The 20286-nt window shown below is 34.1% G+C and carries 13 protein-coding genes; 11 read left to right on the top strand and 2 right to left on the bottom strand.

Annotated elements, in window-relative coordinates; genetic code table 11:
* Positions 1 to 313 precede the first annotated feature (313 nt).
* Positions 314 to 5383, top strand: coding sequence for a discoidin domain-containing protein (locus PL77_RS15220; protein ID WP_044206990.1), 5070 nt, complete (start codon positions 314 to 316; stop codon positions 5381 to 5383).
* A 158-nt stretch (positions 5384 to 5541) separates the two neighbouring features.
* Here the strand turns inward: PL77_RS15220 and PL77_RS15215 are convergent, their stop codons facing one another.
* Complete coding sequence (locus PL77_RS15215; protein WP_052444456.1) at positions 5542 to 6147, bottom strand: Crp/Fnr family transcriptional regulator; 606 nt, start codon at positions 6145 to 6147, stop codon at positions 5542 to 5544.
* Positions 6148 to 6217: 70 nt separating this feature from the next.
* On the opposite strand from PL77_RS15215, the gene PL77_RS15210 reads away from it, so the two are divergent.
* Together PL77_RS15210 and PL77_RS15205 are read left to right on the top strand one after the other, a co-directional pair.
* A complete protein-coding gene (locus PL77_RS15210) occupies positions 6218 to 6979 on the top strand; it encodes a hypothetical protein (RefSeq protein ID WP_156152380.1) in 762 nt (253 codons plus the stop codon).
* A gap of 441 nt (positions 6980 to 7420) precedes the next feature.
* Positions 7421 to 7906, top strand: a complete 486-nt coding sequence (locus tag PL77_RS15205; protein WP_044206985.1) for a hypothetical protein — start codon at positions 7421 to 7423, stop codon at positions 7904 to 7906.
* A 74-nt stretch (positions 7907 to 7980) separates the two neighbouring features.
* Here the strand turns inward: PL77_RS15205 and PL77_RS32010 are convergent, their stop codons facing one another.
* A complete protein-coding gene (locus PL77_RS32010) occupies positions 7981 to 8145 on the bottom strand; it encodes a hypothetical protein (RefSeq protein WP_172665871.1) in 165 nt (54 codons plus the stop codon).
* A 66-nt stretch (positions 8146 to 8211) separates the two neighbouring features.
* Between PL77_RS32010 and PL77_RS15200 the strand changes: the two genes are divergently transcribed.
* From PL77_RS15200 to PL77_RS30660, 8 genes are all read left to right on the top strand, one after another.
* Positions 8212 to 8595 (top strand): hypothetical protein, encoded by a 384-nt coding sequence (locus PL77_RS15200; RefSeq protein ID WP_044206982.1) that lies wholly within the window; start codon positions 8212 to 8214, stop codon positions 8593 to 8595.
* Between the two features lie 140 nt (positions 8596 to 8735).
* Entirely contained in the window at positions 8736 to 10286 is a 1551-nt protein-coding gene (locus tag PL77_RS15195; protein ID WP_044206980.1) for a hypothetical protein, read from the top strand.
* Positions 10287 to 10405: 119 nt separating this feature from the next.
* Positions 10406 to 10795 carry a hypothetical protein gene (locus tag PL77_RS15190; protein ID WP_044206977.1) on the top strand — a complete coding sequence of 130 codons (390 nt, stop codon included), beginning with the start codon at positions 10406 to 10408 and terminating at the stop codon, positions 10793 to 10795.
* 356 nt (positions 10796 to 11151) lie between these two features.
* Complete coding sequence (locus PL77_RS30665; RefSeq protein WP_052444455.1) at positions 11152 to 11895, top strand: AraC family transcriptional regulator; 744 nt, start codon at positions 11152 to 11154, stop codon at positions 11893 to 11895.
* 59 nt (positions 11896 to 11954) lie between these two features.
* Positions 11955 to 12497 (top strand): HXXEE domain-containing protein, encoded by a 543-nt coding sequence (locus PL77_RS15180; RefSeq protein WP_044206974.1) that lies wholly within the window; start codon positions 11955 to 11957, stop codon positions 12495 to 12497.
* 178 nt (positions 12498 to 12675) lie between these two features.
* The gene (locus PL77_RS15175; protein ID WP_044206972.1) at positions 12676 to 14103 is read left to right on the top strand and encodes a DUF1214 domain-containing protein; all 1428 of its coding nucleotides are present in this window, start codon (positions 12676 to 12678) and stop codon (positions 14101 to 14103) included.
* 393 nt (positions 14104 to 14496) lie between these two features.
* Positions 14497 to 15300: a hypothetical protein gene (locus PL77_RS15170; protein WP_044207080.1), complete on the top strand. Its 804-nt coding sequence runs from the start codon at positions 14497 to 14499 to the stop codon at positions 15298 to 15300.
* A gap of 2157 nt (positions 15301 to 17457) precedes the next feature.
* Positions 17458 to 20013 carry a carbohydrate-binding protein gene (locus PL77_RS30660; RefSeq protein ID WP_052444453.1) on the top strand — a complete coding sequence of 852 codons (2556 nt, stop codon included), beginning with the start codon at positions 17458 to 17460 and terminating at the stop codon, positions 20011 to 20013.
* Positions 20014 to 20286 lie beyond the last annotated feature (273 nt).

Below are 20286 nucleotides of genomic sequence, written 5' to 3'. Positions count from 1 at the left end.
ATATAGTAAACTAAGTTTTCGCTATTTATAGTTTTTAGAAATCAGGAGATTTCTGATGATCAGTAGGACACGAATGCCGCTAACGCTTAACATTCGCACCTGTGGACTTTCTACCCAATTCGTATGGTAGTACTTCCCTTTGGCCTTGACTTTAAAGCTTCGAACCTTTTGTTTCAAGGCAAAAATGAGGAGGAAGGAAGTTTGAAAGTACATCCTATAATTACTTGTAGGAAGGTCGATTGAAATTTGGCGATAATTTGGTTTACACTTAACGCAACACAAACATCATTTTTTAATATAAAACTCTTCAAGTATGAAATTAGGAAATAAACTACTCTTTTTCTGCGTAGTGATTATCTTCCCTGTCTTGTCATGGGCACAAGCTGGAAAGGGAGGTACTCTAATCACACAACGCGCAGGTATGAACCTCAATAATAATTATGGGGACGACAACACGAAAACCGATTGGCAAGGATTCCGAATTATCCAGGAAAAATCCATCACCGAAAGTCTTACGGCTTTAGATGAACAAATTCAAGAACCGATTACCAATTACCGAGTAGGTTTTTCTAGACCTATGATTGACGGTACAGCTGACCCAAATGATATGACGGATTGGTTGGATGGCATTGGGGAAATTATCAATATGGAAGGTCCTCAAAAATATGTTTTAGTGTGTTTTTGGGCAAGTCCAAAAGTAGGTTATGCAGATGATCCAGGTCCAGAACATGATACTCGTTACTGGCAAGCCGCTTTAGACTCTTTAGAAAATAGAGGCTATTTGGATTATGTTAGTGGATGGGAAATCCAAAACGAACCAGCGAATGGCAATACCTCCACTCAAGATACGGCATGGAGAGATTACGTTCGTAAGATTTGGAAAAATATTGGTGGACACTCCAACACATCTTGGTCAACGATTGAAAAAGATGCAGCCATCAGAGCAGAGATCAGTGAAAAGTGGTTTAATAAGCCTATTCTTGTAAGTGGTACTGTTTATGGCCAAAGGTTCCCAACCGTTTTAGTAGATGGTTTAAAAGTGATTGATAATATTGTTTGGGTAGTCCATACTTACCCTCGTTACGTGTCAAATGATTTTTCATCTTATCCTGAAAGAGAATCGTGGGGTGTGGAAGAATGGGAAGCAAAATTTAAAGAAGTTTGGGATAAGAACTTTGAAGCACTTGACCATAACTATGTGATTACTGAAATCGGAAACTCAAAATATGATTGTGACCTTGTAAACAATGGTGGAAAGCCTGATGGAATTGATTCTGAGATGATCCGTTCTGCAGGTTATTTAAAAGCGGCCAATGAGTATTTTGGTAAAGAAACAAACACTACAGTTTTCTGGTATACTGGTTTTCACTGGGGTGATATTGGTGTTGGTAGTCCTAATGGTACTTTTAGAATACCCACACTAAATAGTGCAAAAGCAGTTCTTCATGCTGAATTCTGTGGTTTACCTGCTTTACCAACGGGCTTAACGAACGTTGCAGAGGGTAAATCAGTTTCAGTTGATTCAGAATCAAAAGCAAGTTATGGTGGAGTAAATGCTGTAGATGGAGACAAAATATCGAATTCAAGTAGATGGTTATCAGCTACAAATGATGAAGAACATTGGCTTGAAGTAGATTTAGGAGGAGAATTTGATATTGAAGCATTTGCTTTCTGGACAGGTTATGCTGGTTATAAAAACCCGATTCAACAATTCTCTTTCCAATATGAAAAAGAAGGGGTATGGGTAGATATTGTAAAAGAGGAAAACAACGAACACGCTGCGTATAGACATACTTTTGAGGCTATTAAAGTAAGTAAAGTGAGGTTGTATGTTCCTGCTTATGTTAACAATGATGTCAAACTTTTTGAATTAGAAGTTTATGAATCAGACGGAACACCTCAAGCTCCTACTACTTTCTCTTATTCAGTAGATGAAAATACACATGTAACACTTGCTTGGACCATCGATGATCCTAAAGCGGAAGGCATCGTAATTGAGCGATCAAATGCAGGCGAAGATACGTATGCTGAACTGCATAGTGGAGATTTGTCAATCACTTCTTACAAAGACGAAACGTCAGAATTAGGAAAAGAATATAACTACAGAATTCATTCTACGAATTCAGCTGGTGTATCTCCTTTTAAAACAATTACTGTAGATTTAACTCCTCGATTGGTAACGCCAACTACGTTTAAAGCGGAAATGAAAAATAGCACAACTGCGACTTTGACATGGACCAAAATTGAAGAGGAAAAGGAAAATGTAGGCCTTCGTTTAGAAAGAAGAATACAAGGAGAAACAGCATATACGTTAGTCACCGAATTATCGAATACGGACTCGGTGTATACAGATAATGACTTGGTGGCTGAAAATATTTACGAATACATTATTTATGGGTATGCAGGAGAATTCCGTTCTGAAAATGCAGAGGCAGCCGTTTTAGTTACAAAATGGATCAATGTGGCATTAAACAAAACCGCTGAAACATCTACGCAAGACGGTTCAAAAGATGGTTCTCGTGCAGTTGATGGAGATATTATTGATAATGCAAGTCGTTGGGTATCATCTAATAGTGGAGAAGAGCAGTGGTTAACAGTAGATTTAGGGGAGGAATATGAGATTCAAGCCGTAGGTTTATGGACAGGTGGATCAGGTATTTATAACAAACCGAATACACAATTCAGCTTCCAGTATTATAAAGATGATCAATGGATGGATATCATCACTGAGACGGACAATGCAGCTGCTGTTTATTTTAAAGAGTTTGAAAAAGTTCAAGCAAGTAAAGTAAGATACTATGTACCAGCTTATTCGGACAATAGAGTAAGACTTTACGAAATGATGGTCTATGTAGAGGAACGCCTTCCAAATGCCCCTACCACTTTAGAGGCTACAGTCAATGAAGCGAAGCAGGTAGAATTATCTTGGACAGATGTTGAAGATGTTTTCGAATATGAATTTGTAATTGAAAGATCTCTAAAAGGTGAAGATAATTTTGCTCCAATTCAAGTGATAAAAGACGGATTGACTTTCATGGATACAGATGTAATTCTGAATACTTCTTATGATTACCGTCTTTATACAAGAAATAAAGTAGGGAAATCTGAATTGTTTGCAACAGCATCGGCAGATGTTTATTTAGTGGTTCTTCCTCCAACAAATATTAAAGTTACTATACAGGAACCTGCAACTGTTCTTTTAAATTGGACTTTGCCGGAAGTAAGTGATCATGATAAAATCATAGTAAGTAGAAAGCTTTCAACGGAAGAGGCCTATACAAAAATGGCCACTTTGGAAAAGGGAACCACATCTTTTGAGGATCGTGATTTGGAAGTAGCGACAGCATATAACTATGCTATTTATAGTGAAGTAGATGAATTAAAATCTGAACTTGCTGAAGTGGCGGTTACCATAGAAGCACGTGTTCCAAATGCCCCTACCACTTTAGAAGCGACAGTCAACGAAGCAAAACAAGTAGTATTATCTTGGGCTGAGGTTGAGGATGTATTGGATTATGAATTTGTAATTGAGAGATCTTTACAAGGAGAGCATAACTTTGCTGAGGTGAAAGTGTTGGATAAAGGAACATTGACTTTCAACGATGTAGACGTAAAAACGAATACTTCTTATGACTATCGCCTATATACCATGAACAATGTAGGTAAATCAGATACTTATGCATCAACGACCGTAGAAGTTCCAGCATTGATTGAGGCCGTTTCTGATTTAGAAGTAGTAGAAAAAGGACAGACTACAGTGAGCTTATCTTGGACGCTTTCTGAAGTTAGTGATCATGATCAAGTAATGATCAGTAGAAAACTTAAAGGAGAAGAAACCTATACAGAGGTTGCTACTTTAGAAATGAATGTAACAACATTTACAGATACTTTTGTAGAAGCCGCTAAAACGTATACTTATGCAGTTTATACAGCATTGAATGGGGTTTCTTCTGATACAGTGAATATTGATGTTATGACAGACTTACGTGTTCCGAATTCACCAACAGCGATATCTGCAACAGTAAATACATCTATGCAAGTAGAATTGACTTGGACAAATGTTGTAGATGAATTGGAGTATGAATTTGTACTTGAAAGATCTTTGAAGGGCGAAGACAATTTTGTTCAAATCCAATTACCTGATGGAGCACTAACATTTACGGATACTGATGTAAATACTAATACTTCTTACGATTATCGTTTGTATACCATGAATGAAGCTGGAAAGTCAAACGCTTTTGTATCAACATCAGTAGAAGTTCCAGCATTGATTGAGGCCGTTTCTGATGTAGAAGTAGTCGAAAAAGGGCAAACTACGGTGAGCTTATCATGGACTTTACCAGCAGTAAGTGATCACAACAATGTGATGGTAAGCAGAAAGTTATCGACAGAAGATGATTTCACATTTATTACTTCTTTAAATAAAAACGCTACTTCTTATGAAGATAGCGAGTTGGCATTAGGAACTGAATACGTTTATGCAATCTATACAGCACTGAATGACCACTCATCAGATACCGTAGAGGTGACAGTCGTTACTGACTCTCGTATTCCAAATTCACCAACTTCCCTAGAGGCAGTCGTAAATGAATCCATGCAAGTGGAATTATCATGGGATAATGTAGTTGATGTGGTTGACTTTGCGTTTGTTCTTGAAAGATCGATTAAAGATGAAGATGATTTTGTTGAAGTTGAATTATTGGACGGTGCATTGACATTGACAGATACAGATGTGGAAACCAATACATCTTACGATTACCGCCTTTATACAATGAACGACTTAGGAAAGTCGGAGTCATTTGCGACTACGTCAGTAGATATTCCAGCACTGATTGCATCAGTAACTGAATTAGAAGTGGTGGAAAAAGGTCAGACTGTGGTAAATCTATCTTGGACCTTGCCAGATGTGAGCGATCATGATCACATTGTAGTGAGCAGAAAAGTATCGACAGACGATGAGTATACCGTAGTAGGTACGTTAGAACAGGATGCAACTTTATTCGAAGATACCAACTTAGAAGCATCAACTGCATACATGTACCTTGTTCAAACAGGACTTGACGATCAATATTCTGTTGCTGCTGAAGTCGCAGTAACAACTGACGCTGTACTTTCAATCGGCGACTTTGAAAAAGCGAAGTTCGTGGTTTATCCAAATCCTTCAACAGGGCACTTCTTCATAGAATATACAAAACAAATCAATGAAGAGATCACGATTACAGTACTTGATGTGATTGGAAAAACACAAATGAAAGTATTTAGTGGAAACTCAAATCAACTTTATCAACCATTAGAAGTACAACATCAATTGAGAAGTGGTATTTACTTTATCAGAGTTGATAATCATAAAGAATCTGAAATCTTCAGAATTTTAATCCAATAGAGTAAGACAAATAAGGACCGACCGCTTTGTTTGAGTTCTCTTAAACAAAATATACCCGAGATCTGTATAGACCTCGGGTATATTGTTTTATTACAATTTTTTCTCTAATGTAGAAAGCTCTATTATCGAGGAATTACGTCAGTTGACGATAATTTAGTTTACAATGTGCTTATTTCCTTTCTAATCCTACTCAAACTAACGGGAGTGATTCCCAAATAGCTCGCAATGTCTTGTAGAGGAACTCTATTGGCTATAGAAGGCGTTTCTTTAACAAGGAGAAGGTCGCGTTCTTTGGCTTTCAAGTACCTTAATCGATCAGCAAAATGCGACCATTCCAAAACGAGGTTTTCAGCAAGACACCGTCCCCAATTCGCCCATCCAATATGGGTTTCGTAAAGCGATTTTAAGTAGTCAATTTCGGTAGAGTAAAGGATTGTATCTTCATAAAGTAAAAATTGTTCTTCAATTGTATAGTTGGGCATATAAGACGAAAACTTCATACAGAGATCCCCTTCAAAACCCAAGGTCAGTACCACTTCCTCTCCTTCCTCATTAATGGTGAAATCTTTAAAAGCACCCTTCACCAAAACATATACTCTTTTGAGTTCCTCTTTTGTTTGAAATAGGGAATCTCCCTTCTGGCGCTCTTCTCTTCTTAGGTTTTGAAAGAGAAGGCTTTTAGCCTCATCAGACAATGGGTATTCTATATCCAAAGCTTTCGACAAAAACTCAATTTCTGCGGGATACTCGTCTTTTCTTATCATTTGTAAAGTGGACTTAAAAATCTCATTTGGATATTTGAGCTTCTAAAATAATAAACTAAAAACAAGATCAATGAAAAGAAGTAGCTTAATATCTCTAATCGCAATTATAATAAGTTTCAGCCAATCATTAATGGCTCAGAGTGAACACTCACAAGAACGAGACGTTTCAAAACCTACCAATTTTTATACCTTTATAGATAATAATTTTGAGATCAATAGTACCCCCAATTCAACAGTGAGTGGTTATAGAGCCAACCTTACGTTTTCATTCTCAGAGAAGCATTTACTTCTAGCAGAATTGCCCTTGATGTACAACAGCAATACAGATAAGTTTGGAATAGGCGACTTACGTTTACGCTATTTTTGGTTGCCTTATAAAGATTACTCCAAAACATTGGGTGCATTTGGACCTTCCATAGATATTTTTGCTCCAACAGGTAATTTTGAAAATGGATTAGGAACAGGACGCTGGATTTTAGCACCCGGCTTGACATTTGGTATTATGGGAGCTGATTGGATTCAATTTTTTCCTGTTCTTTCTTACCAATACCTTTCTGAGGTTACTGGATTAAAATCAGATATCAACAATTCTGCATTACATGGAGCAACTTTTCAGGTGATTACACCTATAGTATTTTCAAAGAAAGTCTTCACACAACTTACACCTACCGTAGGGATAGAGGATTTTAGAAAAGCAGATCAATTTAATTTTAAAATGGAAATGCTTTTTTCTTATGGAGTAAGAGAAGATTTCTGGCTTAATATTTTCTATAAAGGAGCCTTTAAACAAGATTTTCATTCATTGAGAATTGGCTTTACTACTTATTTTTAAATTAATAAGTATTTACTCACCCCAAAAAGTATCTATTATTCTTGAAACTCTCAAACGGTTCATCATAAAATCTAAAATACATAAACGGTTTACGCTCCACACTCTTCGTCATAATTTTGAACACATCTTTCGGTAAAAAAAAGTCGATTGAAGATACACACAATCAAATGATTAGTAAAGTGATAATTGAAATAAAAAGTCCTTTAGATAATTTGTAATATATAATAGAAAAGTAATGTGTTGCATTTGATTGTATAAATTTCTTCCCTACCTTCAAGTGAGTAAACTATTATATGCCACTGTCACAATTTTTGGAATAATGTGAAGGTGATGTTTATTAAATGGTTGTACACTTGAATAAAAAAATCTAAGTGTAATTTGATAAATGATTTTTTAAAATAAAGGGTTATTGTTTCACTAATTTTAATAAAAATTATAAATATGGAATTATTAAAAGAAATAAGAATAAATGAAACTGGGATAGATGGAAAAGTTTGGGTCCCCTTTCTAGAAAAGTATATAGATATAAGTATGGAAAAAGCTACTGTTGTTAATGAATATCATCAAAAAATAATTAATTCACTTCAAACTTTTCCTCAAAATTTACAAATACTTATACAAGAATCATTATTTAAAATGTGTGAGGGATACAAACATGCTTGTGGTCTTTTGAATCCTCAGGTTGAAAATGAAGCAGATATATGGAAAGAAGTGAATGTATTTGAAATAAGGCTAGAGAAAGAGTTTAATAAGGAATATTATCCATATTTCGTAATGGGAGTTAGTGGCTCATGGGATGATGAAAGTATGATTGAAGTTGTAATTGAAGATTTTTCAAAACTAATTTATGTAGGGAAATTTTTATGTTATCCTGCAATTAGTTATTCAAAAATTACTGCTAATCAAGGAAATTATGCATTAAGATAAAAGAATAAATTATAATGAATAACGTGCTGTTATAATTGGAACTTAGTTTGGTCTTCAGACCCAAAAATTAAGCCCTAGTTGAACAAAGACATTGGATTTGTCATTCGCTCAACTGTATGGAAATTAGGAAGGACTTTTCGATTACCCGGAGAGTCTTTTTTAGTTGAGAACTTTTTATAGATTGATTCCTTTCTCATCTTTATAGCTAAAAGACAAGCATCAACTACGAAATTAGGCATGAAAAGCTTGGTTTTGGAAAGTGTAGTTTTTAAAGCAGCTAATAAAACGACTTAGTAAATCAGAAGATGAAATATAGCATTGTAATTATTGGATTAGTATTCTCTTATTCTTGCTTCGCACAGACAGGGAAGATATTAAGTGAAACGTTGACAAAGAATGAGTATAAGTTCCTTAACTCTAACCTGAATACAGAAAAATACACCTATGATTTTACAAATAAGAAAGTTGCTTTTTTTTCAAGTCCAGGAGGAACAGTACTTCGTTCAAAATCGGATTTCTTTCGAACTGAAGATGGAATCACTGTTGGAGTTGAATATTTTGACATCGTAATTTTCAATGAAAAGCAAAAAGCTAAACATGGATTTGATGTTGCTGTTGTTTATGGTAGTAAAAACAATCAACCAAAGGTTTCCAATAAATTGAAGAGACTCGTGAGGAAGAATAACTGAGCATTATCTATATAAAACATTGTGTAGAGAGTGCAATCTTTTTGCGATAACTATTAAACTTGATAGGATTGTGCTTTGGAATCACTTACATTTCATAAACTTACTGTTACAAACAAGCCTAGAAGACAATACAGAAAAAAATGGAAATTTGGCAATGCATAGAAATTTTGAGACGTCCAAATAAGACTTGGTTTTTCTCAAAGAACAATACTGAAGAGAAAACTAACGCTTTGAATAAAATTGCCAATGATGGTAATATAAAATTAATTTACAGCTTAACAGAATTTCTAAAAGACGACAATAGAGAAATTCGAGAATCCACCTGCAGGACGATAATTCATCTATTTCAAAAAAATGACAGTAAAAAGAGATATTACGATACTCTTAAGCATTGTGACATTTCAAAAAGTGATATAGATTTTTATGAAGCCAACTTTCCAAAGGAGCAATTTGTAGAATTGTTAGCCATTAGTTCATTAAATGGGAACGGATACGTAAGAGAAAAAGCAGTAAAAAAACTTTCACAAGTTGACAGTTCAAGAGCTATTCAATTTATTATCTATCGTATGGCTGATTGGGTATTACCAGTCAGAAAAGCAGCACTAATCGGTATTGATAACTACAAAAAAACTCATTATGTCGATAGCTTAATTGAAAATTTACCAATTATTGAATGGCTTCAAAAAGTTGAACGGACAGACCTTAGTGGAGTCTACATTGACAGCCTTGAGTTCATTACCTGCCAAAATAGGGCGTATGTAATGGACAACTTTAAGAAGTACCCAGACAAACTGAGGATAATTTTAGCTAGATATATTTCAACTTTGATTAGAGACAATTCAAAAGAATTAAAACTGTTTTTATCTGACAAACATTTTTTGATTAGGAAATTTACAATAAACCATTTTGAAAAACTTGAGCAAACCGAAATAGATCAATTATTAAAAGATAAATCCGCTAATATTCGAGCTCAAACACTTTATTGCTTAAAAGACCAAAACGGTTTTGAAACAACTGCAAAAAAGTTTTTATCGGATAGTTCCGCTACAATACGACATTTTGCAAGGTTTACGCTTAAACAAGCTAACATTGATTTTGCTAGATTTTACAATGACAACTTACAAGAAAACAGACAAGTCATTGGGGCATTAAACGGGCTTGCTGAAATACAAGGTAAACAGTATTCAGAAACAGTTAAGTTATTTCTGAATGATAAAAAAATAAGAATCAAGAAGGCAGCGTTTTCTGTTCTTTGCCAGCTCGATGAAGATAGTGCTTATGCCTTTGCATTAGAAAGCTTGGACAGTCAATATCTAGGTCTTAGATATTTAATCATTGAATTTTTATCACATATTCCAAGACAAGAAATATTGGATAAGGCAAAAATCCTATACGAAAAGGATGATTATGAGTTAAAAAAGTCAATGCTAAAGCTCTTCACGAAAGTTGGTGGTTGGGCAGTAATTCCTGACTTGATGATTGGAACAATTGATCAAAACGAGAAAGTAAGACAATTGGCATTTGACTATTTACAAATCTGGAAAACACGAGCAGTAAGACTATTTTTAACACCCAAACAAGTTGAAATTGAAAGAGCAAAACAGATTTTCTCATATGTAAATGAGGTACATCAAGACAAAAACTATTTTAAATCAAATCCAGTAGATGGACTAGATTTTTACTTCAAATAAAAAAACTCTTTAAACAACCTACTTTGCATTAAGAGTTATACTTTATTAATCATGACTATGATGATAAACTTAAATTCAAATATCGTCGAGGGGGTATTGGGCATATTTTAAAATCATTTATGAATAGTTTATACAAAATACTACTTAACAATAAGGAAATCGGAACAACTCAGTTGGAAAAAGCAGATGCTCCAATGGGAGTTGCTTTTGGACTGATTGAATTTATTGATATTGAATCTCCCTATCAATTCTTCAAAGAGTACTGCTTGCAAAATGGCATAAATATTTCTACTGATGACCCCGAATTTGAATTTATAGACACTCAGGTAATAACAGGATTGAAAGTGTTTCGAAATGACGGAGTAGAAATAAGGGGGGAAGCTGGAAATGCAATTTCAGGAATGAAAGAAGAAGGATACGAAATTTCAATTTTTGGAATTAGTTATCCGTTTTACGAGGAAGAATTTCCTCATCATGTAAAAGCACATAAAGAATTGTTTAAAGAGTAAAACAAAACTACAAAATACCATTAGCAGAGTTTTGTAATTCGAACGACATTTTATAATTCAGAAGATTCTTTATAGGCAATAATTAACTTATCGTCATTGCTAATATAATGGAAAATTTACTCCAATGTTCGTTGTATTAAGTCGAAAGGCGTTACAACGAACTATACTACTGTTTAAGTTTTCAACTTATATCAATATCGTAATAACACAATAAATCACGTTATTAGTCGAAGCCTTATATCTCAGAAGAGAGAAGGTGGGTACAGATAGTTTACTGAAATCGATTACATTTATAGTTATTAATTGAGAGGGCTATAAAGTGCTACTCTACTGCGTATTGTAAAGACTGATTATAGATGAAACATAACTCAAATATTATTGTAGAAAGTGGAATTATTATTTATGCAGGGAAAGTTTCTGAAACCAAATTGCATAAACACTATGCTATTCAAATAGGTTTTGTTATAAGTGGTAATTATAAGTTATATATAAATGACATAGAGTATAGGCATAATAATTTTATTATTCATTCAAATGTACCACATAAACACACTTCAGATGATGGTGCACTGCTATGTATCTTAGTTGACCCAACAACCGATTTGGGCAATACATTGGTTAATAACTACCCTGCGCCATATCAACCACTTTCAGTCTCAAAAGAAGAGCTAAACTGTTTACAAGATAAATTAAACAGTAATCAGGAGATTGATGATTTAGAGATGAAAATATTTAGACTATTAAAGATTACTCCAGTTAGAAGAACAATGGACAAGCGTATCTTTCAATTGATTGAAAAAATGAATCATTTAAATACAAACGATATCGATTTTGATTCTTTAATAGAGACGATTCCTCTATCAAAAAGTAGGATTCGGTTTTTGTTTAAACAGCAAACTGGACTTTCAATACAACGATATATATTGTGGTTAAGAATAAAAAAGGCTATTTATCAAATTATGCAAAATAAGAGTTTGAGTGAAGCGGCATATATAGCGGGGTTTGCTGACTATTCTCATCTAAGTAGGGTTGTCAGACAAGTTTCGGGAATGACAATGAAGGTATTATTAAAAAACAGTTATTTCGTTCAAGATTCGTAACTCAAAACGACTCTATCTTTGTAAACAGAAAAGTTAATTCTTACTAAAAGGTGTTTGCAATGTTTTTTAATATCGAAAATTTAAAAGGGTTATTTTTTGTAATACCCATTGTATTATTTATCCACGAGATGGAAGAGTGGAATATTTATCATTATCATCAAAAAAATTATCCAACAGGTGTAATTAAAGAAAGTGTGTTAGGTACCAGACTTTGGTTATTTTTTCTAAGTTTTATAGGTTTTGCGTGGACTACAGTTTGTTATTTTATTCCAAATCTGGTATTGAGTGTAGTGCTAATGATGCTTTTAATAGATTTTACAATTCTTAATTCATTACAACACATCATCTTAACAATAAAAACAAAGAAATATAATCCTGGGCTTGTGTTTGGTGGTTTTTTGGGGTTGTTGGTTGCAATATTTGTTATTGTTGTCATAATACATCATCAAATTATTTCAATTTGGTCAATGATTCTTTTGCTATTACTTATTCTTCCCATTCTAATTGAAAGTGCTATTAGTGCAAGAAATAACAAACTACCAATGATGCTAAAAGGTATATTAAAAGTATCTGAAAAATTAGAACGATTCATGTCTTTTTGAAAGTTTTATTTATTGCGTAATCACCATATACATCAATATGTATAATTCATAAGGTTTGCATTGGTTTTATACGCTTCAGGTTTTAAGTGATACCTTCTTGATAGTTGGAACTCCATAATCCTTTACGAATTACAAGAGGAGACTTATTTATAATTTAAATTAACTCAAAACAGAAATCATGAGACAGCTAAAAAACTTAATTTTTGCGTTTTCAATACTAACACTACTTACAGTAGGTTGTAACACAAATCAGAGTAAAAAAATTAAGATTGAAACAGATCAAAATGGGGTTGCCATTCTTTCGGATTCAATAATCGAAAACCTTGTGAGACGATCTTATCAGTATATTGCTTTGTACAATGTGAACAACAAATTTGCAATGACCCAAGGTGGCTGGAATACCATTATGAGAGATACAAGTGCCAAGGATCATACTATGACTGATATTGCTCGCCCCAACAATGATTCGTATTACACTAGTATTATGGCAGACCTAAGAATGGAACCAATAATCATCAGCATGCCCGCATTTAACTCTGACTATGTATCTTTAATGGTCACCGCTTATGATCATTATGTGAACATTCCTAAATCCACGCGGCTGGGAGATTTTTCCAAGCCAGAGAAGTTATTGTTGTATTCCGACCGTACAGAAGGGTATGAGGGAGAACCAATAGAAGGTGTTGATGTAATTTTTAAAACAAGCGGAGATTTTGTATCTGCAATTTTTAGAATTACACCCCATATAAATGAACCAAAAAGATATCAGGCTATATTAAAAGGAATCAGTGAGCTTAATTTTCAAAGCCTGTCAGAATTTCAGGGCAAAGAACCAAAGAAAGGTAACACTGTAAAATTTCCTAAGATAGGAAAAACAGATGCCGATATATTTGAGTACAATTTTTTGGAGGTTATGCAGTTCATTATGAATCATGTAGATTTTGACCCGAATAATGAAATGGATCAGAATGTCTTAATAGCCTTTAAACCTTTGGGAATTGAGCCTGGGAAGAAATTTGATCCGCAAACGGCTCTTAAATTAGATGGCAAAAAATTTCGAGAAATTGCAGATAAGCTAAAAGATGAAAATCTAGCGTTAATGAAGGATCTTAAAAAAGTACAGAAGCTAGTTCCTATGATGTTTCAGCCTAAAGGGAAAACAACGCTTGAAGCTATTTTGAATGTATCAATCGTAGGTCCTATTGGTGTACCCATGGAAGAGGCTGTATACCCACCAGTTAACAGTAATGATGGTTTAACCTTAAATGCGATGAACGATTATATAATAAAAATGAGTAAGGATGAGTTGCCTCCTTCAAATGCATTTTGGTCATTGACACTTTATGATAACAAAAATGGTTTTTTCATACCCAATGAACACTATAAATATAGCGTAGGCAAAAATGCAGGGTATAAATTAAATGAGCAAGGGGGGATTGAGATATATGTAGCAGTCGAAAAGCCAGAGGGTGTCCCTGAGGAAAATTGGCTACCCATAAATAGGCAAGACCAAGATTTAGATATAATTCTTAGAAATTATGTGCCTGATCTGGGGAAGTTAAAAGATTGGAAGACCCCTGTTGCAGTAAAAATTGAAAACGAATAACTTCTTACAGTGATTAGGGCTTAGTTTGGTCTGTAAAATCTGAAAATTATGCCTTAATTGTATGCTATTCATCAAGTTCAGTGGGGAAATTAGGATGGACTTTTCATGTTTTTGATAGGTCTTCTTTGTGAGCTATTTTTTAATTATTTCATCGTAGTTAAGACTTTTATTTGACATCCAAAATCAAATTAAAGTAGTTGATACTCTCAAAGAAGTGAAAGATTATCCTCAATATGATAAAGAAAAAGTCTTTTCTCCTGACTTTGTAACCTATGTAAATACACTTTTAACTGAGGTTCCTCCTGATGAAGAAAAGTTGTTTAATCGCTTTTCGAAAATTGTAATTTTCAATAAGGATAATCTCTCTTTTATTACTAAAATATTTCTATGAAGATGAAAAAAATTATCAATCTATTATTGCTGTCTCTCATCTCAACATTGGCTTTAGGACAAGAGGAATCTGCTGAGGAATTATCACAACAGGCTGCCAACCCCATTGCTGATTTGATGAGCTTTCCGTTCCAAAACAATTATAATATCAATCAAGGACCACATAACAGAAATGTAAATGTAATGAACATTCAGCCTGTTATTCCTTTTGCAAATGGTAAAATAATCACGAGAACAATCCTGCCCATTGTAAATATTCCTGATTTTGAAAATGAAACGGGTAAAATGACATCAGGATTAAGTGATGTTGTACTTACCGCTTTTTATGTTCCCAAATCAAAAAATGTAACTTGGGGATTTGGGCCAGTCGTAGAACTTCCAACAGGTGGTAGCCTAAGAGGTTCAGAAAAATGGAGTACTGGCCCTTCAGTGTTAGCACTTATTCAACCTGGTGATTGGACTTTTGGTTTGTTAGCCAATAATGTATGGTCTGTTGCTGGGAATAAAGAAAGAGATGAAGTCAATAATATGATGCTCAACTTATTTATTGTGAAGCAATTAGGTGAAGGTTGGTATATTAACTCTGCTCCAATTATCACTGCTGATTGGACTGCTGAAAGCGGTCAGCAATGGATTGTCCCTGTAGGAGGCGGAGGAGGGAAACTCTTTTTCTTAGGAGGCAAGTTACCTATTAACCTTCAAACACAATTGTACTACAATGCTATAAGACCGGACTTTGGTTCTGAATTACAATTAAGAGTACAAGCTCAAATCCTACTACCTAAAAGTATTCTTAGTAGAAAATAATCAAATATAGAATCACACTTTAAACATTCTAATAACATGAAAAACAAGTATTCAATTAATTACCTTTTATTGGGTTTCTTATTCAGCCTTCCATCGGTTTTAGTTGTTCAAAATAAAGTTCCTAAATAAGAGGCGGTGTTCCTGAGAATATCTTAACACCCAATTTAGTGAAAACTGAATTTCTTGGAGGCTTAGAATTCTTCGATGCTATGCCATCAGATGAAACAATAAAAAAAGTATATGATTAATTAGATTACAAACGAGGTGTTTATACATTTATCCAAGGTGTTCACACTGCTTCAATTTATACTTTCCCAGAAGGACTTAAAAGTGTTGGCGTAACGGAATATAAAATGGGATTACAGATACAAGAGAGATATAAAAACAAGTCTATTTTGCTTTTATCGTATCACGAATATTTTTTGACATTAAAAGACAGGATTTGGATAAAAAAATGAGGTTCCTTATTAAATATATTAACTTTTATTAAAAACTACCCTTTTGGGTAGTTTCATTCTATGTATTGTTATCTATCTTTACTCCTGTTATAGAAGGATAGAGACTTTGTTTTTATTCATCTCATTGTTGAAATTTATTTAAAGTACACTAAGCATTTAAGCACTTTATTGATCGCTGCGATTCTTTACCTTCCAGCATTGTGATCGATAAAGTGCTCTTTTTTTGTCCCATTCTATTTCCTTTCCTTTATTGCTTTGTACACTGTAAACTAAGTTTTCATTAATTTATGTAATTCCTTTTATGGAGGATAAATAGTAGTGTATTGTGGTTTGCGAGGACGTTGCAATGCAACACCCCTACATTTTAGAAGATTATTATAAAACCTTTGTCTTTTGACATGTAATCAGAGAATCATTTAGGGGAGATGAATGAAATTTAGCTTTTGACTTCTAAGCCTAGATTTTTTTTCTTTTTTTACCCATCATAATTTCTCCTCAAAAGTGCGATCTATTATTTGATGCTAAACAGGTTTTTTATCTCACCTTTTATCCATTAGATTTTCTGAAAAAAAACTCCCAAAATAACATAACCAATTTAATTTAAGCGATAGACTTAGATTAAGTAGGAGTGAATTTAATGTTTGGCACTTAACAATCATTACATTTTTATTATGTTTAAAGTGAAACAAAAAATATAAAAAGGTAGTTTATATAATCAGAAGTTAGATGAATGCGCTTAGTAAAAAAGTGATAAAAAAATTGAGAGAGTTAAGTTCATGAACACCCTTAGGATACTGTCCTTAGGGTGTTTTTTTATGCTCAGATTATAGAACAGTATAGACTATTATGATTTCATTTTGTACTCCTCAAATAATTTGAATGGAGAATAAAAACCTATTGGAATAAAAAAGGGGAAGAAAATAGATTTTTTTGAGGTAGTGATTTAAAATATTTGGTCGTTTACTTGTTCAGTTTTTGAATAGGGGTTTTAGTATCAAAATGATATAAAAATATCATTAGAAGAGTAAATTCAGTTAAAAATACAGTTTTTGTCTAGTTTTTTATTTGAAAGTCTAGTGATTTTTCCCGTTTTGCGAAATACCTCTTGTTCAGTGATAAGATGAGATATACAGTTTTTGTCTAGTCTGAAAAATTGATTCCAAAAACCGAAGTCTCCATATTTGTTGACGTAGATACTACACTTGTGGTGCCCACTTAAAAATCAAGTGAACGCGAAACCAAACACCACAAGTGTTTATTTACAATTCTGATTGGCATTAATAAAAAAAGAGTCTACCAACTTAGACGGCAATCTTAAATTGTGGTAGACTCATGAAATGAAATTATGTTCAACTTCTAACTGCAATATGAATGAAATATTACTAAATCTCTAATCTAACTTAGATTATTTATAGTAAGGAAATAATGTTTCAAAATCGGGTATAATGATAACATTGAATAAACAAATTCAACCGTTTCATTACTGATTTAGAATTTATCCCATTTTCTGTAATACTATAAATAAATATTCATCTTACTTTACATCCTTTTATTTAAGGTATTGATTTTTAATTCAAAGAGGTTTTTTAATATTTCATCCCTATTGCACTTACTATAAAGAGATAACTAATACACCCACTTTCTATCCTATTACTTGTTGTTATTAAAATAATTTACGATCTATTTTCAGTTTATTGATATGAGAAAAGTACTCTTAGTGGCAGTGGCCATAATGATGTATCTTAATGTTTCAGCACAAGACTGGAGCGGAATAGCAGTACCTGCCAATGCAGGTGCAGGAAATATTTGGGAATTACAGGATAATGTATCGGATGATTTTAACTATACTTTTAACCCTGTCAATGCTAAAACAAACTTTGGCGATGGAAAGTGGTATAATTTCTATCATAACGCATGGGATGGTCCGGGTACAACGTATTGGAAATACCAGAATGTATCTGTACGAGATGGTAGCTTGTTTATTAACTCTTCGAGATGGGATCAAAACAATCAAGCAAATCCTTGGAATGGTAATGCTCCCAAAATGGAAAAACCTGATAATGGCGTCAATGCTGGTTGTGTGACTTCCAATGGTAGAGTACAATACCCAGTTTATGTTGAGTCAGCGATCAGTGTGGCAAACATTAGTTTAGCTTCTTGTTTTTGGTTATTAAGCCCTGATGATACACAAGAAATTGATATTATTGAAAATTATGGAGGAGTAAATGGGTTCAAACATCTTACGCACATTTCTCATCACTCTTTCATTAGAAATCCATTTCATGACTATCAACCAAGAGATTGGAACAGCTGGTGGCCTGACAGTAGAGTAAGTGCTTCTTATGGCTGGGGTGATTGGGCTTGGAATGACGGTGATAGAAGGTATTTGAGGTTAGGTGTATATTGGAAAACACCAAATCATTTTGAATACTATATAGATGGTGAATTGGTAAGAGTAATGTACCATAATGCGATTGCAACGTTGATGAATGGGATGTGGGAATATACTTACTATGATGCTCAACATCCTGCAAATACTGTGGATTCATGGGGAAATAATGTAGGTGGAATGCCAAAAAATGGTTCGAATGGCTATTCACAAGTGACTGTATACGCTACAAGTGCTACTTTCTCGATGAATACTCTACAAGAGGCAAGTGATAATTCGAATGGAATTAATGTGATTGATCCAGGTGAATACCAAAATGGAAATGGTTTTACGAAAGAAATGGACATTATTATTAATGTTGAATCTCAAAGCTGGTTAGTAAGTAGAGGAGAAACACCGCCGGATGCAGATTTAGCAGATCCTGCAAAAAATACAATGGAAGTAGATTGGGTAAGGGTTTATAAGCCGATACCTTCTGAAAATGCAGTTGCTGTTGAGAGTGTTTCTATCACTCCTTCGACAATGACATTAGAAATAGGAGCAAAGGGTAGCCTTAAAGGACAAGTGATGCCTGAAAATGCAACGGATAAGACAATAACATTTACTTCAAGTGATGAAAATATAGCTACGGTAGACCAATCTGGACGAGTAACCGCAGTAAGTAAGGGAACGGCTGTCATCACAGCAACTACAACAGATGGTGGTCATACAGCGAAATCAACAATCACTGTAAATGCTTTATCTGCACCACCTATTCAAGGAGAAACTTTTGAAATAGAAGCAGAGTCATTCGAAGAGACGGGAGGAACTTTCAACGATGGACATGTTCCATTTGGAATGAATAGAGGAACAGGAGGCGTTAATTACGTCAATTCTGGAGACTGGGCAGAGTACACCATCAATGTTTCAGGAACTTATACCGTAGAATACATGATTTCTACGCCATCGACTTCAGATACAGAGGTCAGCTTGGTGTTGGATGGAACGACAGTTTGCACAACGGCAGTTCCAAATAATGGAAGTTGGGATGATTATACCGCACTTTCGGGAAGTGAACCCATCACATTTTCAGGTTTTCATACTTTAAGGCTTGTGGCGTCTGGAGGAAATGATTGGCAATGGAATTTAGATAAACTCATATTTATTCCTGTCCATACAGTGACACCTCCCCCTACAACAACTCCATTTGACTTTACAATTGAGGCAGAAGACTTCACGTCTACAGGAGGAACTTATGATGATTCATTTGTTCCTTTTGGAGTAGGGAAAATAGAAAGTGTAGGTATTAACTATGTCAATGCAGGAGATTGGGTGGAGTATAATGTCAATGTAGAACGTTCGGGAGAATATTCAGTGGAGTATCTTATTACAACACCAATGTTGACAGGAACAGAGATTCAATTGCTAGTAGATGGAACTGTAGTAACAACGGATGAAGTTCCTTCGAATGAGAGTTGGACTAATTATCAGTCATTAAAAGCAAGTTCTTCATTTAACCTTACAGCAGGAGATCACACGTTTAGAGTTGTAGCTTCTGGAGATAATGATTGGCAATGGAATCTGGATAAGATGAATTTTGCTGCGAGTAGTAAAGATCGTGAAATTATTTCTTCAGTAGATGACAATTTTCAGGCAATAAAATCATATCCTAACCCCACAACAGGAAAATTATTTGTACAAGGGTTGACAGCAGGGAAGTATACGGTTGCGATCTATAACTTGAATGGTGAAAATGTTTACCAATCAGAAATAGATTTTAACTACAAACATCAATTTGATTTAAGTGTACTTCCAAAAGGTATTTACTTCATTACCTTCACGGGAAAAAATAAAACGAATAAGATTAAGGTGGCACTTACGAACTAAGTAATACTAAGGCTAAATAGGGACAGATTCAGTTGGCCAAGGTATATACGTACTTAAATTATATAAAGTAACTTCAAAAACGGAGCTGAATTTTTCAGCTTCGTTTTTTTTATAAGCAATGGTAATTACATTGTAAACTAAGTTTTTGTTAACTTTTAATCAAGCTTTCTACAAACATTTATAGGCTCTACTTTCAAGCTTCTTTCTTCATCATTTTTCCATTGATGAAAAACGAAGCAAAAAAATCTAGGCTTAGAAGTCAAAAGCTAAATT

It is taken from the genome of Flammeovirga sp. OC4 (assembly GCF_000812565.1).
Taxonomy (GTDB): domain Bacteria; phylum Bacteroidota; class Bacteroidia; order Cytophagales; family Flammeovirgaceae; genus Flammeovirga.
Note: the sequence above shows the minus strand (reverse complement) of the source record. Positions and strands in the feature narration are given on the sequence as shown.

Excerpts from the sequence above, each read along its gene's own strand:
- PL77_RS15220 (WP_044206990.1), top strand. The coding sequence starts at position 314 with ATGAAATTAGGAAATAAACTACTCTTTTTCTGCGTAGTGATTATCTTC.
- PL77_RS15215 (WP_052444456.1), bottom strand. The coding sequence starts at position 6,147 with ATGATAAGAAAAGACGAGTATCCCGCAGAAATTGAGTTTTTGTCGAAA.
- PL77_RS15210 (WP_156152380.1), top strand. The coding sequence starts at position 6,218 with ATGAAAAGAAGTAGCTTAATATCTCTAATCGCAATTATAATAAGTTTC.
- PL77_RS15205 (WP_044206985.1), top strand. The coding sequence starts at position 7,421 with ATGGAATTATTAAAAGAAATAAGAATAAATGAAACTGGGATAGATGGA.
- PL77_RS32010 (WP_172665871.1), bottom strand. The coding sequence starts at position 8,145 with ATGCCTAATTTCGTAGTTGATGCTTGTCTTTTAGCTATAAAGATGAGA.
- PL77_RS15200 (WP_044206982.1), top strand. The coding sequence starts at position 8,212 with ATGAAATATAGCATTGTAATTATTGGATTAGTATTCTCTTATTCTTGC.
- PL77_RS15195 (WP_044206980.1), top strand. The coding sequence starts at position 8,736 with ATGGAAATTTGGCAATGCATAGAAATTTTGAGACGTCCAAATAAGACT.
- PL77_RS15190 (WP_044206977.1), top strand. The coding sequence starts at position 10,406 with ATGAATAGTTTATACAAAATACTACTTAACAATAAGGAAATCGGAACA.
- PL77_RS30665 (WP_052444455.1), top strand. The coding sequence starts at position 11,152 with ATGAAACATAACTCAAATATTATTGTAGAAAGTGGAATTATTATTTAT.
- PL77_RS15180 (WP_044206974.1), top strand. The coding sequence starts at position 11,955 with ATGTTTTTTAATATCGAAAATTTAAAAGGGTTATTTTTTGTAATACCC.
- PL77_RS15175 (WP_044206972.1), top strand. The coding sequence starts at position 12,676 with ATGAGACAGCTAAAAAACTTAATTTTTGCGTTTTCAATACTAACACTA.
- PL77_RS15170 (WP_044207080.1), top strand. The coding sequence starts at position 14,497 with ATGAAAAAAATTATCAATCTATTATTGCTGTCTCTCATCTCAACATTG.
- PL77_RS30660 (WP_052444453.1), top strand. The coding sequence starts at position 17,458 with ATGAGAAAAGTACTCTTAGTGGCAGTGGCCATAATGATGTATCTTAAT.